Origin of the sequence: Bacillus sp. 22-7 (genome assembly GCF_010628845.1) — a bacterium.
GTDB lineage: Bacteria > Bacillota > Bacilli > Bacillales > Cytobacillaceae > Cytobacillus > Cytobacillus firmus_B.
In genome coordinates this window covers 1-17,701 of record NZ_NJQY01000033.1, presented here as the reverse complement: position 1 = coordinate 17,701, position 17,701 = coordinate 1, and the positions used below count along the sequence as shown (strand labels likewise).

At 42.1% G+C, this 17,701-nt stretch carries 18 protein-coding genes and 1 pseudogene; 15 read left to right on the top strand and 4 right to left on the bottom strand.

Translation table 11 applies throughout. From position 1 onward, the window contains the following. Positions 1 to 630: 630 nt before the first annotated feature. From CE058_RS20835 to CE058_RS20810, 6 genes are all read left to right on the top strand, one after another. Positions 631 to 1,533: an NAD(P)/FAD-dependent oxidoreductase gene (locus CE058_RS20835; protein WP_163144924.1), complete on the top strand. Its 903-nt coding sequence runs from the start codon at positions 631 to 633 to the stop codon at positions 1,531 to 1,533. 97 nt (positions 1,534 to 1,630) lie between these two features. Further along, positions 1,631 to 2,092, top strand: coding sequence for a hypothetical protein (locus CE058_RS20830; protein ID WP_226618789.1), 462 nt, complete (start codon positions 1,631 to 1,633; stop codon positions 2,090 to 2,092). A 210-nt stretch (positions 2,093 to 2,302) separates the two neighbouring features. Further along, positions 2,303 to 2,812 (top strand): hypothetical protein, encoded by a 510-nt coding sequence (locus CE058_RS20825; protein WP_048009497.1) that lies wholly within the window; start codon positions 2,303 to 2,305, stop codon positions 2,810 to 2,812. A 389-nt stretch (positions 2,813 to 3,201) separates the two neighbouring features. Continuing rightward, the gene (locus CE058_RS20820) at positions 3,202 to 3,426 is read left to right on the top strand and encodes a hypothetical protein (protein WP_048009496.1); all 225 of its coding nucleotides are present in this window, start codon (positions 3,202 to 3,204) and stop codon (positions 3,424 to 3,426) included. A gap of 120 nt (positions 3,427 to 3,546) precedes the next feature. Further along, a complete protein-coding gene (locus CE058_RS20815) occupies positions 3,547 to 4,056 on the top strand; it encodes a GNAT family N-acetyltransferase (RefSeq protein WP_053071341.1) in 510 nt (169 codons plus the stop codon). Between the two features lie 130 nt (positions 4,057 to 4,186). Continuing rightward, positions 4,187 to 4,741 carry a hypothetical protein gene (locus CE058_RS20810; RefSeq protein WP_048009495.1) on the top strand — a complete coding sequence of 185 codons (555 nt, stop codon included), beginning with the start codon at positions 4,187 to 4,189 and terminating at the stop codon, positions 4,739 to 4,741. Positions 4,742 to 4,941: 200 nt separating this feature from the next. Here CE058_RS20810 and CE058_RS20805 read toward each other — a convergent pair. Together CE058_RS20805 and CE058_RS20800 are read right to left on the bottom strand one after the other, a co-directional pair. After that, a pseudogene (locus tag CE058_RS20805) lies at positions 4,942 to 6,179 on the bottom strand (IS110 family RNA-guided transposase). A gap of 365 nt (positions 6,180 to 6,544) precedes the next feature. Next, positions 6,545 to 6,727 (bottom strand): hypothetical protein, encoded by a 183-nt coding sequence (locus CE058_RS20800; RefSeq protein ID WP_048009494.1) that lies wholly within the window; start codon positions 6,725 to 6,727, stop codon positions 6,545 to 6,547. Between the two features lie 383 nt (positions 6,728 to 7,110). Between CE058_RS20800 and CE058_RS20795 the strand changes: the two genes are divergently transcribed. The 4 genes from CE058_RS20795 (at position 7,111) to CE058_RS20780 (ending at position 11,085) form a co-directional block, all read left to right on the top strand. Continuing rightward, entirely contained in the window at positions 7,111 to 8,772 is a 1,662-nt protein-coding gene (locus tag CE058_RS20795; protein WP_163144923.1) for a glycoside hydrolase family 13 protein, read from the top strand. Positions 8,773 to 8,884: 112 nt separating this feature from the next. Then, positions 8,885 to 9,361, top strand: coding sequence for a Cys-tRNA(Pro) deacylase (ybaK, locus tag CE058_RS20790; protein ID WP_163144922.1), 477 nt, complete (start codon positions 8,885 to 8,887; stop codon positions 9,359 to 9,361). 117 nt (positions 9,362 to 9,478) lie between these two features. Beyond that, positions 9,479 to 10,576: a PRK06851 family protein gene (locus tag CE058_RS20785; RefSeq protein WP_163144921.1), complete on the top strand. Its 1,098-nt coding sequence runs from the start codon at positions 9,479 to 9,481 to the stop codon at positions 10,574 to 10,576. Between the two features lie 20 nt (positions 10,577 to 10,596). Then, on the top strand, positions 10,597 to 11,085 hold the full coding sequence (locus tag CE058_RS20780) for a hypothetical protein (protein ID WP_048009490.1): 489 nt from the start codon (positions 10,597 to 10,599) through the stop codon (positions 11,083 to 11,085). A gap of 45 nt (positions 11,086 to 11,130) precedes the next feature. Here the strand turns inward: CE058_RS20780 and CE058_RS20775 are convergent, their stop codons facing one another. Further along, positions 11,131 to 12,405, bottom strand: a complete 1,275-nt coding sequence (locus CE058_RS20775; protein ID WP_227888714.1) for a YjiH family protein — start codon at positions 12,403 to 12,405, stop codon at positions 11,131 to 11,133. A 263-nt stretch (positions 12,406 to 12,668) separates the two neighbouring features. Between CE058_RS20775 and CE058_RS20770 the strand changes: the two genes are divergently transcribed. The 4 genes from CE058_RS20770 to CE058_RS20755 all read left to right on the top strand — a co-directional run bounded on the left by CE058_RS20770 (position 12,669) and on the right by CE058_RS20755 (position 15,568). Next, entirely contained in the window at positions 12,669 to 13,472 is an 804-nt protein-coding gene (locus tag CE058_RS20770; protein ID WP_048009489.1) for an ABC transporter permease, read from the top strand. A gap of 3 nt (positions 13,473 to 13,475) precedes the next feature. Then, a complete protein-coding gene (locus CE058_RS20765) occupies positions 13,476 to 14,282 on the top strand; it encodes an ABC transporter permease (protein WP_163144920.1) in 807 nt (268 codons plus the stop codon). An 11-nt stretch (positions 14,283 to 14,293) separates the two neighbouring features. Continuing rightward, positions 14,294 to 15,301 carry an ABC transporter ATP-binding protein gene (locus CE058_RS20760; protein WP_048009487.1) on the top strand — a complete coding sequence of 336 codons (1,008 nt, stop codon included), beginning with the start codon at positions 14,294 to 14,296 and terminating at the stop codon, positions 15,299 to 15,301. Between the two features lie 66 nt (positions 15,302 to 15,367). Then, the gene (locus CE058_RS20755; protein WP_235192209.1) at positions 15,368 to 15,568 is read left to right on the top strand and encodes a hypothetical protein; all 201 of its coding nucleotides are present in this window, start codon (positions 15,368 to 15,370) and stop codon (positions 15,566 to 15,568) included. 62 nt (positions 15,569 to 15,630) lie between these two features. Here CE058_RS20755 and CE058_RS20750 read toward each other — a convergent pair whose 3' ends face one another. Continuing rightward, entirely contained in the window at positions 15,631 to 16,950 is a 1,320-nt protein-coding gene (locus CE058_RS20750; protein WP_163144919.1) for a short-chain fatty acid transporter, read from the bottom strand. A gap of 144 nt (positions 16,951 to 17,094) precedes the next feature. On the opposite strand from CE058_RS20750, the gene CE058_RS20745 reads away from it, so the two are divergent. Then, the gene (locus CE058_RS20745; RefSeq protein WP_163144918.1) at positions 17,095 to 17,583 is read left to right on the top strand and encodes a GNAT family N-acetyltransferase; all 489 of its coding nucleotides are present in this window, start codon (positions 17,095 to 17,097) and stop codon (positions 17,581 to 17,583) included. Positions 17,584 to 17,701: the final 118 nt, after the last annotated feature.

Below are 17,701 nucleotides of genomic sequence, written 5' to 3'. Positions count from 1 at the left end.
AAGCCCTGGATAGATACCTCTAATTCGACAAAACCAGAAAGAAGCAGCGTCAAAGCCCTGGTTGGATGCCGCTTATTCGATAAAACTAGAAAGAAGCAGCGTCAAAGCCCTAGATAGATACCGCTTATTCGATAAAACCAGAAAGAAGCAGCGTCAAAGCCCTGGATAGATACCTCTTTTTCGATAAAACCAAAAAGAAGCTGCATCAAAATCCCGAATAGATACCTCTTATTCGATAAAACCAGAAAGAAGCAGCGTCAAAGCCCTGGTTAGATGCCGCTTATTCGATAAAACTAGAAAGAAGCAGCGTCAAAGCCCTGGATAGATACCTCTTTTTCGATAAAACCAAAAAGAAGCAGCACCAAAATCCCGAATAGATACCTCTTATCCGACAAAACCAGAAAGAAGCAGCACCAAAGCTCCCGATAGATACCACTTCTCCGCCAAAATACGAAAAAAGTAGTCACAAACCCCGAATTTTACCAACAAACGAAGTTCCCACACCACAATCAGCAGCCCCCCTACCCTGTAACAAAGCAAACCATTTTAAAAATGAAGTGTATTTGGAAACCGATTTTCTGGGTAGTTTACATGTATAGCCTTTTTTGGCACGAAAAGGAGGAATTATTTTTGAATTATGATTGTCTGATTGTTGGAGGAGGGATTGCGGGACTGCAGGCTGCCATTCAGCTGGGCAGGTATAAGCATAAGGTGCTGGTGCTGGATTCCAATGATGGGCGTTCCGTGATATGCAAAAATTATCATAATATCTTAGGCTATCCTGATGGTGTGAGCGGCCCGGAGCTTCGTGAGCTTGGGAAAAAACACGCCGAAAGCCTTGGAGTGGACTTTGTTCATGAAAAGGTGGAACAGGCTGAAAAGGCTGAAGGAGGATTTGTCGTTTCAGCAGAAACCGGCAATAAATATTCCGGCAAACGGATTTTGCTGGCAACGGGAGTCATGGACCGGATGCCGCCATTCCCGGAACTGATGCCTTGTCTTGGCATATCGGTTTATGTCTGTCCAGACTGTGATGGATATGAGGTGAAGGATAAACGCACTATTGTGCTTGGCTCTGGAAATGCCGGCGCGAATATGTGCTTAACCTTGTCTTACTGGACAAATGACCTTGTTTTCATCAACCATGAAAAAAAGGTGCCAGATCAGGAATTTTTAGAGAAAATGAGAGAGGAAAAAATTGAATATGTGGAAGAAACAATAGATAAAGTGCTTGCAGATGATGACAAATTTAAAGGTGTAAGGCTGGAAAACGGCAAAGAAATTACAGGGGATAGAGGATTTATTGCATTTGGCGGAAATGAGATAAAATCCGGCCTGGCAAAGCAGCTAGGTGCAGAGCGGCTTGAAAATAAGCATCTCCTGACAGATCCGCGCTCGAAAATGACCAGTGTCCAAAATGTTTGGGCAGCAGGCGATGTGGCAGCCCACTCGGAACAAGTAACCATTGCGATGGGAGAGGGTGCACAGGCTGCGATCTGGATCCATAAATCGCTTCTGCAGGATAAAAATTAAGGGATTTAGGTTTTGTCGCCGAAATAAAAGGGTATGTATTGGTTTATTTCTGTACACTTTTCTCATATAATAGCCTATAAGCTTTAAATAGAGAAAGGTGTTTGCATTGAATAAAGAAAGCTTGGATCTTGTTGTTCATGAATTGCTGAAGAGGTCGGGGAGTCAGGCGGACATTAAATTAGAGAAACATTTTCCGGGAAATCGTATAGCTGGCGGAAAATACAGCATGGGAACACATACAGTAACCCTTTATGCAGAAGAGATTAAGAACCAATGCCAGCAGCTGTTTGCTTCTGCTGATCGTTTTTTAGATTATTTTGCCGTTGTGTTTGCTCATGAGTTAGGCCATGCAGAAGATGCGGAGCTGGAGCAATTGGCCAGCCATCTTGATGCCTGCACAACAGAGCAGGAACGCCGGCTCACGGCATTGAAAATTGAGGAAAATGCCTGGGCATTTGCTGAAAAGCTCTTGCCGGACATGGATAAGGCATTCATGCAGAACATTATTTATCATTCATTAAAACCATACCGGGATCAGCTTCAAATGGAGCCTGCCTGACCATATTGGAAGCCGCAAGCGGGAGTGCTGCGGCTTTTTTATAATCACCCAGGAATAAGAATGTAAATAAGCATATTAATTTTAAGTTACTGTTATTGGTTTCCAAATTAAATAGAGTTTGCCTTCTTCAACTAATAAGTGCAAGAATTGAGGATCAGTAAGGATCATTCATTTCTTTTCGACAAACGGGGCAGAGATATGGAGGGGAAAATGAATCACAAATTTATTGAGTTTATAAAAATTGCAAAGAAACTAAGTGATATTGATATTATCCCCTTGTTAATGGGGTCGGTTGGTTTAGAAGTCGTAACAGGAAAAAGTTGGTGTGCGCAAGACTTGGATATTCATGTACCTGGTGATGAAAGAGGCTGGGAAGTACCGCCGGAATTAAATATACATAAGTGGAATGATATAGTGAACATTATGAAATCACTGGAATATAGCTTAATTGATTTGCATGAGCATGAGTTCTCTAAAGATGGATTATCAGTTGAGTTTGGCATTATAGACACACTGCCAAGTTTCGCCGGAGTACAATTAGAGGACTTAGAAATGCATCAAACGGAAGATGTAAAGTATTACTTACTGAATCTTGAACAGTATTTAAGTGTTTACGAGTCCTCATCCAAGGATAGCTATCGAGCAAATAATAATAATAATAAAGATAGCAGAAAGATAGATTTTTTAAAAAGTATGTTATATGGTAACGAAAAATCTTAAATAATTTGAAGCTCATTTTTCTGTAACAAACGGAAGAGGTTTGTGAAACAAAAAATAATAATTCTTAAGCTCCTATTATTAGGATGAACAACAAAAGTGGTAAAGGTATTCTCCTGACAATTGGTTGGCTATCTGTGTTCTTATTAATAGAAACATTCCTAAAAGCCAACCAGCGACTCTGCTTATTACACCTAAAATAATCATTGCTTACCCCCCTTGTAATACTCTCTATACATACTGGGAAAAACAAAAGCATAGGCGGCATTAAGTTAATTTAATGTAGGGTACAGCACCCGCGTCACTAAATGATTTAAAATGAGTTAAGGTAACTTGTACCATCTAGGTATAAGCCGTTGTTTAACACAAAATTGTACTAATGGAGTAAAAAAATGAAGTTATTTAATGAACCTCTTAAAGGTTTCTTAGTCAATGATTTAGCAGCTTACGATAGCGAGGAAAATGATAATCAGGTTGTTTACCAAATTAGAAAAGGAGAAGTTCTAGTCATTGGTGAATTTAATTCGATTAAATACGAAAGTGGAACTGCGTTAATTATTTTTGCTAATGATGAAGTTATTTCCGTTGATAAGAACATGATAATATTAAAGAATTAAGCTGCCATCTCTGGCGGTTTTTTTCTTATTGTACAAACGGGCAGGTTAGTTGAAGTGGTTTGTTGAATTTATAAGGTATCGAATAAAAAAAGTTAATTGAAAAAGGAGGTAAGAATTTACTTGGATTACGGTGAAGGTTTTGAAATAAAAATTGCTACTAATCACGATAGTAGTGTAATTATTGAAATGTTAAAGCAGATAGCTCAATGGATGAAAGATAATGATATAAACCAATGGAGGTTTCTACTAGATGGTGGTGAGGATGAAGAGATTAAACAAGCCATAATTAATCAAGAAACATACATTGTTTTAAAAGATAAGAATATTGTGGCTACGTTCACACTATTATCTAAACAAAGTGAATGGGATAGGCATATTTGGGGAAGTGATATTTCTTCAAAATCGCTATATTTACATAGACTTGCAATAACACCAACTTATATGAAGAAAGGTATAGGTAAAAGTATATTAACTTGGATACAAGACAATGCAAGAGAAAAAGAATATCTTAAGTTAGATTGTGTTACAGATAATACTAAATTAAATAAATTTTATAAGTGCAATGACTTTGAACTTACTGGTGTAACAGATGGACATAGTAAATATCAAAAAAGTATAAAAAAGGATTAGAAGTTCTTCTACTAAAGGGTGCAAGAATTAAAGATGAGGATCGCTGGAGCGATCTTTTTTCTTGTTTAACAAACGTGACAGGTTTATTGCAGAAGGATTTACTGTTTTTGTTCAAAGGTGGTGATAAATAGTGGAAAAAAGTAATACAAAAGAATTTCTAAAGGTAGCTATTATCACATTCATTATAAGTATTTTATTACTTTTTGCTTTGCTAACACTACAAATCAATGGAATATTTGTTCAAATAGGAACACCACCAAACGGTATTAGTCATCAGGCAATACGTAATTTGCTTATAATTGTGGCAATAGTATCGCTAATTTATTTGTTCAATGATAGAGGTATAAAAGGAATAATAATTGCTATAGGGGTATTTTTCATAATCGTACCGTCCCTTCCAAATCTACTAACTGAGGCTGAATACACGAGGTTTTCTTCTCCAGATAATAAAGAAGAATTTGTAGTGATTGAAAGAGGTTATGGTCGCCTATACCAATTATCAAATTCAAGATTGTATATGACTTATTTAACCAGCATTAATACAGATGACGGCTATAAGCCATTTTCGGACAGTGCATATAAATTAGAATGGGAAGAACCGAATCAGTTGATTATTTATTTTAAGTTTGATTATATGTCAGATTCCTTGAGTAAAGAGATTTCAACCAAATATAGAGTGAAGTGATTTAGGTGATATAGTGTTTCATTAATTAATTAATTAATTTCTTTTTTGTTGAAGTTATTAAGCTAAACCAGCTAATAGTTTGTCAACATTTTTCAATAAAATGATTAATAACGTCATGATATACTAAAAATGTTCATGCCAAATAACCTTCCTCTATGTTTTATTTGGAAGGTTTTGTTGTATTTAGTTAGATATAGTTTTTAAGGTGTATCTTGGAAAATAGTTCTGCTTTTTAGTAAGGCAAAAATCCAATGTAAGAGCTTATTAACACATGCAATAACTGTACTCTAAAGGGTTTTCCTTCTTCACGTTTCTTATCGTAAAACTCCCTTAATTTTTTATTGCGTGCGATGATTTCACCAGTTGTTTTCTTTTTACGAGCATCACGAATACCACTTTGTACAGCCATATACAAGGCATGACGAAGCCTGCTAGAACATCGTTTGGTGATTCGATTTACTGATGCGGTAAACTTACCAGAAGAGCAAACACTAGGATCCACTCCAGCGAATGCAACGAGCTTTTTGGCATCATTGAACCGATCTATCTCACCAATTTCGGAAATAATCGTGGCGGCGATTTTCTCTCCAATTCCAGGGATAGATTGATGTATATAATATTCTTCAATTTCTTTAGCGAGGGCATCTATTTCAACTGCAATTTTAGATAGATGCTCTTGGTATTGAAGAACGATCTTGACTAATAACTCTAGATTAAAAATATTACTCTGGTAGAGTTTGTTTTGAAACGGATTACGAAGGGCTGCTTCCCTTAATTTTTTAGCCTTTTCGTTTGCCCATGCATCTGAACGACTCATACATAGCGAAGCTATTTTCTCTGTTATTTCTCTTTCACTCACACTTAACACTACTTCTGAAGTAGGAAATGCTAATAATGTAAGCAATGAGACTTTGGAATATAAACTTCCAAAAACTCCTCTATATTCAGGAAATACCTGATCCAAAAGGGTATGCAGCTGTATTTTAGTCTGTGCTGATACTTCGGCAATACTTTCTTGTTGTCTTGTTAGATTACGAAGATTTAAAAGTTGAATTCCTCTTTTTTTATAAGGCTCTAACTCTTCTTTATAAAACAGCTCGCAAAGGTGGTAAGCATCAATTGCATCTGTTTTTACCTTCCGCAAACTCGAACTTTTGGCTCGATGGGAGATAAGAGGATTGACAACAATATAAACAAAACTTTGCTCCTCAAGAAATTGAATGACAGGAAAATGGTAATGTCCTGTTGATTCTAAAACCACCGTTGGCTGATGACCACCAGCTGAACTTTCTACTTCATGAAGGAACTCTAATAAACTACCTAAACCATCGGTATTGTGCTTGATACTAAAGCTCTTACGATACGGTTTGCCTTTGTCTAAAAATGCTTGAACCTGACTCTCTCCTTTTGATACATCCAGGCCAATGACTGGATTCATGCTTTTCTCCTCCTAAAACTCAATTTGTCGGTATCCCCTAAGGCTTCTTGTAATGTCATAGGTTCGCTTGTTAAACGGGATCTTTGTCCCAACCAGCCTGAAACATGTTTATACAAGTAGGGGGTGAACAGTTTAGTTGACGGGATTTAACCCACGGGTGCGACGTTCTACCCCGACTACCGTTATATAATAAGACCCAAAATTAAAAGGTCAACCAGAAATATCTGGCTAACCTTATATTACGAACGGGTGCAAGAGTTGAAGAACCAGTTAGGATCTTTCTTATTCGACTAACGGGGCAGTTTAGCTCAAATTGCTGTTTTATGTATAATAAAAGACGGTGAAAAAACACCGCCTATAATAAGCTATTTATTTTGTGTTATTTCTTTGTAATAAAGGTAATCGACTTTATGTTTGGTAGCCATTAACTGCGAAGCTAAAACAGCAGTATAAAGAGTGGTTAGTACAATTGCTCCAACACCAAGACCTGAAAGGTTTAGTTTATTAGAAGTGCTCATTCCATTATTACTTGTGGTTGCTCCTTCCATTTCATAACCCCCTAATTTGTTATAGGGATATTATCTGTAACCGCATTTAAATTTATACCAACGAATAAAGGACGGACGTATAGGAAACAGGCAGGTGTCTAATAAGGTCTTAAGTTTGTGAATAAATACACTTAAACTATCGGGTGCTTTACTTAAATAAGAAACCTTCAAAAACAGAGAAAACCCGCTAATATGCGAGTTTTCTTTTTCTATAAATCCTAATTTAATTAGGGTATTGAAAAATTGAATTGTAAGCGTTACACTTACTGTAGTAGTATGCACATGCATTAAGCAGGCAGCTTTTTTTATGCCGCTTAATGCAAACGTTTGCGCACCAAACAGAGATTATAGAAAAGAAATTTATATATAATGAGGGTGTTAACATGAAAAAGGTATGGTGGAAAGAAGCAGTTGGATATCAAATTTATCCCCGCAGTTTCCAGGATTCGAACGGAGATGGAATTGGCGATCTTCAGGGAATTATTCAGCGGCTGGATTATATTAAAGGGTTAGGCATTGATGTCATCTGGATTTGCCCAATGTACAAATCCCCTAATGATGATAATGGATACGATATTTCAGACTACCAGGATATCATGGAGGATTTCGGTTCGATGGAGGATTTCAATCAGCTGATGGATGAGGTCCATAAGCGCGATATGAAGCTGATTCTGGATCTTGTGCTGAACCATACAAGTGATGAGCATCCTTGGTTTATTGAGTCCCGTGAGTCCAAAGAGAACCCGAAAAGAGACTGGTATATTTGGAGAGACGGAAAGAATGGCAAGGAGCCAAATAACTGGGAAAGCATTTTCGGCGGATCGGCATGGGAATACGATGAGAAGACGGAACAGTATTACCTGCATGTCTTTTCAACCAAGCAGCCTGATTTGAACTGGGAAAATAAAGAGGTCCGCGAGGCTTTATATGATACGGTGAACTGGTGGCTGGACAAGGGAATCGACGGCTTCCGGATTGATGCCATAAGCCATATCAAAAAGCGTGCCGGCCTGCCTGATATGCCGAACCCAAAGAAGAAAAAGTATGTTTCTTCCTTCGATATGCATATGAACCAGGAAGGCATTCACGAGTACTTAAAGGAATTTAAAGACCGCACCTATGCTAACTATGATGTGATGACAGTCGGCGAAGCAAACGGTGTTACCGTGGATGAAGCTGATCTGTGGGTCGGTGAAGAACAGGGTAAAATGGATATGATTTTCCAATTTGAGCACCTTGGTCTTTGGGACGCGGAAACAAACCCTGATGTTGATATTGTCGAGCTGAAAAAGGTTCTGACCCGCTGGCAGAAAGGCCTGGAGGCGGACGGGTGGAACGCGTTATTCATCGAGAATCATGATAAGCCGCGTGTTGTTTCTACATGGGGAAATGATAAGGAATACTGGCAGCAGAGCTCAACAGCCATGGGTGCCATGTACTTCCTGATGCAGGGTACGCCATTCATTTACCAGGGTCAGGAAATCGGCATGACCAATGTCCAATTCCCTTCCATTGACGATTATGATGATGTGGCTGTGAAAAACCTGTACCGCCTGAAAAAAGAGGAAGGCATGTCCCATCAGGACATCATGGACATCATCTGGGCTTCTTCCCGTGACAACAGCCGTACGCCAATGCAGTGGTCCTCTAAAGAAAACGCAGGATTCACTAAAGGCCAGCCTTGGATGAAGGTGAATCCGAACTATAAGGAGATCAATGTGGAGATCCAATCGCAGGACGGGGACTCTATCCTTTCTTTCTATAAAAAGATGATTCGGCTGAAAAAAGAAAATGAAGTCTTCACTTATGGCCAATATGATTTGCTTCTTGGAGATGACCAGCAAATCTATGCCTATACCCGTACATCTGAAGATGACAAGGTAGTTGTAATTACAAACCTTTCAACAGAGGAAGCCTCTTTTGAAGCAGATGATAAGCTTTCCTATGAACAGCTTTTATTGAATAACTATCCGGTTGAAAAACATAGTGATATGGATTCATTTACGCTTAAGCCATATGAAGCCCGTGTGTACCGATTGAAATAATTTCTATTAGCAGGATTCCCTTTTGGGGAATCCTGCTATTCTTTTCCCTCTGCCTTTTTGAAACTGGCCAAAAATGCTAAAATGAGGTAAATAACCACTGGAGGCGCAGGCAATGGCAAAGGGTAAAACAAATGCGATGCGTATGCTCGATGCTCAAAAGGTAGTTTATGAATTGATTACATATGACAGCCAGGACGGGAAGATTGATGGTGTTTCGGTTGCAGAAAAAATCGGCAAAGACCCTAAAGCTGTCTATAAAACATTAGTCGCCAAGGGCGTCACAAAGCAGGTCTTCGTGTTCATCATTCCTGTGACAGAAGAGCTCGACCTGAAAAAAGCCGCGAAAGCTGCAGGCGAAAAAAAAGTGGAAATGATCCCGGTCAAAGATATCCAGAAGCTCACCGGCTACATACGCGGTGGCTGCTCCCCGGTCGGAATGAAAAAGCAATATCCCTCTTTCATCGACGCAAAGGCACAAGAGCTTGAGCTGATCATAGTCAGCGGCGGCAAAATCGGCATGCAGATGGAGCTCAAGTTGGATGACCTGCAGAAGGCCATTGGGGCTGAACTGGCGGATTTAATCAAATAATTGAAGAAAGAGTGCTGAATCACCACGATTCAGCACTCTTTTTTTCATAGGCTTTCACCCATCCCGCTCCTTTTGCATACTGTAAGGTGAAAATGCATTTCGAAAGGAAGTGTAGGAGTGGCTGGGAAAATATTAAAATACTTCGCCGGCGGGAATACAGCCCGGGGATTCCACAATTTATTCGAATCGAACCTGGCAGGGCTTGATCGCCTATACATTTTAAAAGGCGGACCGGGAACAGGAAAATCATCCCTGATGAAAGCAATCGGGGCAGACCTGTCCGAAAAAGGCTATGACCTGGAATACATTTATTGCTCATCAGACAGTCAATCGCTCGATGGCGTCATCATTCCTTCTTTAAAAGCAGGCATTGTCGATGGAACAGCGCCGCATGTGATCGAACCGAAAGCACCAGGCGCGGTCGAAGAATATATCAATCTTGGCGAAGCCTGGGATTCAAGGGCACTGGCTGCATGTAAAGAAGAGATTACCTTACTGTCGGGCCAGATCAGCAATTCCTTTGCAACAGCTTATGACACGTTTGCCGAAGCACTGAGGATTCATGATGAATGGGAAAAAATCTATATAGAAAATATGAATTTCCAGAAGGCAGATGAACTGACGAAAAAGCTGATTTCCACCTTCTATGGAAATATGAAACTAAATAAGACTCCATGTGTAAAGCATCGTTATTTAGGGGCAGCCACTCCAATCGGAGCGGTAGATTTTGTGCCGAATCTTACAGAGGATATTCAAAAAAGATACTTCATAAAAGGGCGTCCGGGTTCCGGCAAGTCCACCATGCTGAAGAAGCTGGCAAAGGAAGCTGAAAGCCGTGGATTTGATATTGAAATCTATCATTGCGGGTTTGATCCGCACAGCCTGGATATGATCATTGTGCGCGAGCTGGGCCTCGCTATCTTTGACAGCACAGCTCCGCATGAATACTTTCCGAATCGTGATGGCGATGAAATCGTAGATATGTATGAAATAACGATCAACTCAGGCACAGATGAAATTTACGCTGAACAGCTAAAGGATATCAGCACCCGTTATAAAAATAAAATGACCGAAGCCATATCCTATCTGGCACGGGCAAAAACCCAGCGGGACACGCTGGAAAAAATCTATGTCAACAGCATGGACTTTTCAGTGGTTGACCGGATTAAAGAGCAGGTCCGCTCTGAATTGCTGCTGATTGCAGAGAAAGTCTAAATCCCGAAAGGAGTATCAAAATGGATTATATGAACTATCCGTTTTATCCATATATGTATGAGCAAAATGAACATGGACGCATTTTTCCGGGCGGGGGATCAGGAGGAGGCTTCGGCATCCCTGGTTTTCCAGGCGGCGGATTCAATATTCCGGGGTTTCCGCCAGGAGGAGGGTTCGGACCACCAGGACCGCCACCGGGTGGACCAGGCGGCGGATTTGGACCTCCGGGTGGTGGAGGAGGCCCTGGAGGACAGGAGGGACCGCCATCGGCTCCTCCGCCAAACTTCACCCCTCAAATGCAGCAGGTCAGCACGTTCGCTGTTGATCCTGGTGCCATTAGAGGCTGCTTATTCCGCAATACCTATGTATGGCTGCAAAACGGAAACAGCTTCTGGTTCTACCCGACCTTTGTCGGCAGGACCTCTGTTGCCGGCTGGCGCTGGAGAAACTGGCGCTGGACGTATTACGGAACAGACTTGAGGAGAATTCGTTCCTTTCAATGCTTTTAACAATACAAAAGAGGTATCCCGCATAAGGATACCTCTTTTCGTATGTTAAAAAAGAAGATGCGCAGCCAGCACAATCACCGGCAATGTAATCAGTGTTCGCTGTATAAAGATAATAACAAGATCCCAGAAGGATACAGGTATCTTGGAGCCCAGCAGAAGTCCGCCGACCTCTGACATATAAATCAGCTGGGTAACAGATACTGCAGCGACAATAAAGCGGGTCATCTCGCTTTCAATGCTTGCCCCGATCACGGATGGCAGGAACATATCGGCGAAACCGACCACAAGTGTTTCAGAAGCAGCTTTTGCTTCCGGCACCTGCATCAATTCAAGCAATGGAATGAACGGCATTCCCAGATACGTGAAAACCGGCGTGTATTCGGCAACGATCAGAGCCAAGGTTCCCAAAGCCATGACAATTGGGGCAACACCCATCCACATATCCAGAATGTTCTTGGCGCCATCCTGGAAGAAGGCTTTCAGGCTTTGATTAGTGCGTGCTTTATCTAAAGCCTGCTTAAGCCCCCAGCTGAAAGAAGTGTGCCCTTCAGGAATGTTTTCATCAAGCTCCGCTTCCTGCCCGTTATAATACGTATCAGGCTTTTTGGCCAGAGGCCAGATTCTTGGGCTGATGATGGCGCAGATGAATCCTGCCGCTGTAATGGTCAGATAAAAAGGCACAAACATATGGCCTAGATTCACCTGTGAAATCACCACAAGGCTGAAGGTAATGGATACGACAGAGAAGGTCGTTCCGATAATGGCGGCTTCCCTTTTCGTATAATAGCCTTCTTCATACTGCTTGCTGGTCAAAAGAACACCAATCGTGCCATCGCCAAGCCAGGAAGCTACACAGTCAATTGAAGACCTTCCAGGCAGCCTGAATACCGGTCGCATGATTTTCGTTAAAAGCGCTCCAAAGAATTCAAGCAATCCGAAATTCAATAGCAAAGGCAGGAAAAGCCCTGCAAATAAAAAGACTGAGAACAGGATCGGCAGAAGGTCATTTAAGAGCAGTCCGCCCGTGTTTTCAGACCAGACCTGTTCTGGCCCTATTTGAAATAGGGTGATAACAGCAAAAACAGCGCCGATAAATCTCGCTGCAGCCCAGATGTAGGGAACATCAAATAAGTTCTTGAAAAAAGAGCTATTCTCGATAAAAGCAGGCTTGGCGAGCTTCGCCAGCAATGTACCCAAGAATGTAATCACAATAATAAAGGTCATAATTTCAGGAAGATAATCTGTAAGCAAGTTTTGGATCCATCCTGAAAAAATAGCGATGGGAATCGTAATATCCCCCTGATATTTGATCGGAACCATGAATAAGCTGATTCCAATTAAGGACGGTATGAGAAATTTTATCAGATCGGAAGAAGAATGCTTCTTTCTGGATGCGTCAATCAATTTATTCACCTTTTTCTTATATTTATAAACCACATGTTATTTTAATTCATTACCCCTGAAAAAGCCAACCCTTTCTCTTAAATTCCACCGTTTTCCTTCTTTTTAAACTTCTTATTTTTTCGCTCCCATATTATGTTAAAATATGAAATAATCAAAAAAATCAAAAAGCGGGTGTGCGGATGTTCAGGTTTCGTTTATATTGGACCTTCACAAAGAAGGCCTTTCTGCGATCAGCCGTTTATCGGTTTGATGTATGGTCACGGCTCGGCTCAAACCTTATTTTTCTGCTGATGTGGGGTTCGATTTGGACCGCATTATATGCCGGAAGGGAAGAGGCTGGCGGCGTCAGCTTTGAGTCCATGCTGACGTATATTGTGGTCAGCCAATTTTTAACGGGGGTAAATGGGGCGGGCACCCCGCTGTGGGAAATCCAGGAGAAGGTCCGGACAGGCGATATTTCCCTGGAATTAATGAGGCCGTTTGATGTGCCGCTCCGCTACCTTTTTGCCGACTTTGGCAGTGTGGCCTTTTACATACTGACAGCACTGCTCCCTTTATATACGGTCATGTTCATTTTTATGGATTTGACATTGCCTTCAGGATGGGAAACTTGGGCGTTATTTATCGTATCCGCTTTTATAGGATTCCTGATTCGCTATTGCATTGAAATGTCCTTCGGGCTGCTTTCCTTTTTCCTCGTTGAAACGGGCGGCATTGTCGATGTCTTTTACTTCGCGATGTCCCTTCTGTCCGGATCCGTCATCCCGCTGTGGTTTTTCCCGGGCTGGCTGGAAACGATGGCTCTTTACCTGCCGTTTCAGGGAATCTATTACATACCAAATGCGATTTTTATAGGCAAAATCTCAGGAAGTGAGATCCTGCTTTCCCTGGGTGTCCAATTATTCTGGGCTGCAGCCAGTTATCTGCTGTTAAGGTTTGTCTGGAATCGAGCATCCCAAAAAGTAGTGGTACAGGGGGGATAGAGTGTGAGTGTTGTAAAATATTTCGATCTGTATTTCAAACTCATCTCAGCAGGTGTGAGGGCACAGCTGCAGTACCGGTTTGCTTTTGTCATGAGGATTGTGGGCCTCATTACATCCTATACAGGCACCGCTCTCACGATGTGGATCATGCTTTACCAGTTTCAGGAACTCGGCTCATGGACCTTTTACGAGATGCTGTTTCTATTTGCAGTCGCTGTTTTATCCTGGGGGTTCTGCATCATTCTCTTTTTCCATTTCAGGGGATTGGACACCTACATTTTAAACGGCACGTTTGACCGCTTCCTTGTCAGGCCAATCAATCCTTTTTTTCATTTCATGGCAATGAAATTTGATGTCGCCTCTTTTGGGCAGTTTATCTTCAGCATCGGCATTTTTATTTTGGTCAGCTTTAGGCTGCAGCTGGATTGGACAGTTGGGAAAAGTTTGTTTCTGCTGTTATCTGTGGTGGGAGGCATCCTTATCCAGGGCGGACTGCTTGTTATGATTTCTGCCCTCGCATTCTGGACGACGAAATCGGAGCAATTTTACTGGGTGGCCATGTTTCCTGCCCGAAATCTGACGAATTATCCTTTGGTCATTTATCCGAAAGCCGTCCAATGGTTTACGGCCTTTGTGATTCCATTCGGCTTTGTGAACTATTTTCCCGCGGCTGTGCTCCTTGAAAAAGAAACACCCTTTTTCCCGGAGAATATCGGGTATTACTCGCCGCTTGTCGGCATCGTCTTTTTTTCCATCGCTTATTCGATCTGGATGCTGGGTTTAAAGCGATATAAAAGTACAGGTTCATAGGAGGGCTGGAAATGCCGATTATAGAGGTTGAACATCTAATGAAGGACTTTATGATTGCCAAGCGGGAGACAGGCTTCCTGGGCGCTGTGAAGAGTCTGGTAAAAAGAGAACATATAAAAAAAGAAGCTGTGAAGGACATCAGCTTTTCGATCAATGAAGGGGAAATGGTCGGCTATATCGGACCGAACGGAGCCGGAAAGTCCACCACTATCAAAATGCTGACGGGCATTCTTGTTCCAACCTCCGGAAGTGTGAAGGTAAATGGCATCATACCCTATGAGAACAGACAGGAAAATGCCAAGAATATCGGAGTGGTTTTCGGCCAGAGAACGCAGCTCTGGTGGGATCTTCCTACTATCGAATCGTTTGAGCTGCTGAAGGAAATCTATCAGGTTCCGGATAAGCGGTATAAGGAAAATATGGACACCTTCACCGAGATATTGGGGCTGGATGAATTCCTGAACACACCGGTCCGCCAGCTCTCCTTAGGGCAAAGGATGAGAGCTGACATTGCCGCATCCCTGCTGCATGACCCGCCCATTCTGTTTCTGGATGAGCCGACGATTGGCCTGGATGTCGTCGCAAAGGAAAAGATGAGGACTTTTATAAAAGAGATTAATAAGGAGCGCAGCATAACCGTCATTTTAACCACCCATGATATGGAGGATATTGAAAAGCTCTGTGAGCGGATGATCCTCATCGACCATGGGCAGAAGGTGTATGACGGGGAAATCGCAGTTGTCAAAGAGCGTTTCGGAAAAACGAGGACACTCATCGTGGACCTGGAGGAATCTTCACGCAGCCTTAAGCTTAGGGGCGGTGAGGTGTTTAAAGAAGAAGCAAGCCGCTTCTGGATCCGGTTCAACCGTGATGAAGTATCAGCTTCAGGACTAATTGCCCAAATTACCGAAACGCATAATATCAAGGATCTGACAGTGGAAGAGCCTGCAATCGAATCGATCATCAGCCGTATTTATCAGGAGGGATATCAGGACCTGCCGGAGACGGTAAAAGTGTAGTCTCATAGAAAAATAGGCTTGATCAATATATCAATATTTTCTGAAAAATTGATATACTATATAGAGGTGATCACATTGATTCTATATTTGCTGGGCTTTTGTGCAGTATTGCTGGGAACTGGCATGTTTGTGGATTGGTGGCATAAAAAGCATGGAATTGACGACTATGACACTGGGGAGAATGAAAAGCATGTATCTGAGTCAGAGAGAGCCTACATGGAGTCCTATATGCATAACATGAAAAATGATCATCATAATGGAATATAAGCCTCCCGATGAGGCTGCTGCTCATAATAGAAGAGCATGGCGGGTGCCATGCTTTTTTCCTTTTAGAAAAGTAAGAAGCCCATTGAAATAATCACGCCGCTGACCAGAAGAGTCAGCACGCAGAATCCCATGATGTCTTTTGCTTTTAACCCCGCAATGGCGAGTGCCGGCAGCGCCCAGAAAGGCTGAATGAGATTGGTCCAGGCATCACCCCATGCAACCGCCATGGCCGTTTTGGGGATGGAAGCCCCCATTGATTGAGCCGCTTCAAGCATAATCGGAGCCTGAACAGCCCACTGTCCTCCCCCTGAAGGAACGAAGAAGTTCACAAGCCCCGCACTTAAAAACGCGAAGAAATGAAACGTGTAATCATTTGAAATGCTGACAAATGCTTCGGACATCACCGCAGCAAGCCCTGAGGCAGTCATCATCCCCATGATTCCGGCATAAAACGGGAACTGGATAATGATGCCGCTTGCTCCTTTTACCGCATTCAGGACAGCTTCGAGGAACTGTTTAGGCGTTCCGTGAAAAAGAATGCCCAGGAACAGAAACAAGAAGTTTACGATATCAAGATTAAGATTAAAGCCCTTTGTGGCGAAATAATAAAATAAGAACACAAGTCCTAGAATCCCGGCCAGCAGGGAAATGATGCGGCTGTTTTCCAGGCGTTCAGCAGGTGTCATCGCCTCTTTTTCGAGTGCAGCTGCCTGTACGTCTTCTTGAAGGAGCGCAGGATCAACAACAATCGTTTCCTCTTTCGATGGCATCATAAAGCGGTTTACAAAAGGCAATACCAATAATAAAGCGACAACAATAAAGATATTGAATCCTGCGAAAATAGTCTGGTCAGTAGAGATGACGCCAATCATATCTTCAGAAAAGTGACCTGGCGTAGCAATCGTCAATGGGATCGAGCCGGAAATCCCCCCATGCCAGACAACGAACCCTCCGTAAGCGCTTGCAATTAACAGGCGATAATCCACATTTTTCACTTTTTTGGCAAGCTCTTTTGCAAACAAGGCGCCGATTACAAGGCCGAAACCCCAGTTAATTAAACTTGCAACCATCGACACGAATGACACAATCAGGATGGCCTGGCCGGGTGATTTGGCCAATGATGCCAGGGCGCCTAATCCCTTTTTAAAAATATTGCTGCTGGCTAATACATGTCCTGTGACTAATACCAGCACCATCTGCATGGAAAAAGTCAAAAGGCCCCAAAACCCATTTCCCCAATGCTGAACCATCTGGTAAGGTCCATTATCTGTAAAAATTAAGCCTAATCCAAAAACCGCAAAAGTTAGGATAATGACAAATAAAAATGGATCCGGCAAGTACCGCTGCATAATGCGGTTAAAGAAAGATACCAGTACCCTCATGCTGCAACCCCCTTAAAAATTTTTCTCGAACCTAATATACTTTCTGTAGAATTCAGTTTATTCCTTCTTTTCTGAAATAATTCTTGCCTAAAATGCTCTTCCCCTTTAAATTTGGAGAGTAAATAGTGAAAAGGGGATTGGGATATGGACATTAAAATAGTGAAAGCTGCAATCAGGGATCGGGACATCGTAAGGAACATGTATGCGCTCTATTTGCATGATTTAACAAAATACACAGATGCCTTGCATGTAAACGATGAAGGCACCTTCGAATTTGATGCATTTTCATTAATCTGGGACAAGGAAGGCATTGAACCTTATCTTATTAAGGCTGACGGCAAACTGGCGGGGTTCCTGCTGCTTTTGAAGGCCCCTTTTTTAACAAAAGCAGACTACTGCATCAATGACTTTTTCCTGTACAACTCATTCCGGGGGAAAAAAGTGGGGCAGGCAGCTGTAGGACAGCTTTTTAGTGACTATAAGGGTACGTGGTATATCGAGCAATTAAAACGAAACAAGCCTGCCGTCCGCTTTTGGGAAAAGGTGTATCGGGATTATGAGCTTGAGGTTCAGGAGACTTTGAGGGTTGAAGATGGAGAAGAGGTTGTGGGGCAGTTTTTGAAGGTGGAATAGATCGAATCCCTGGAACGACTTTGGACACAGGAAGGGGAAAAGCAGGAGTTAGAGTCCGAAGTTGGTGCGGCTTCGGACAGAGAAAGGGGAAATCGTTGATCCAGAGTCAGAACCCGGA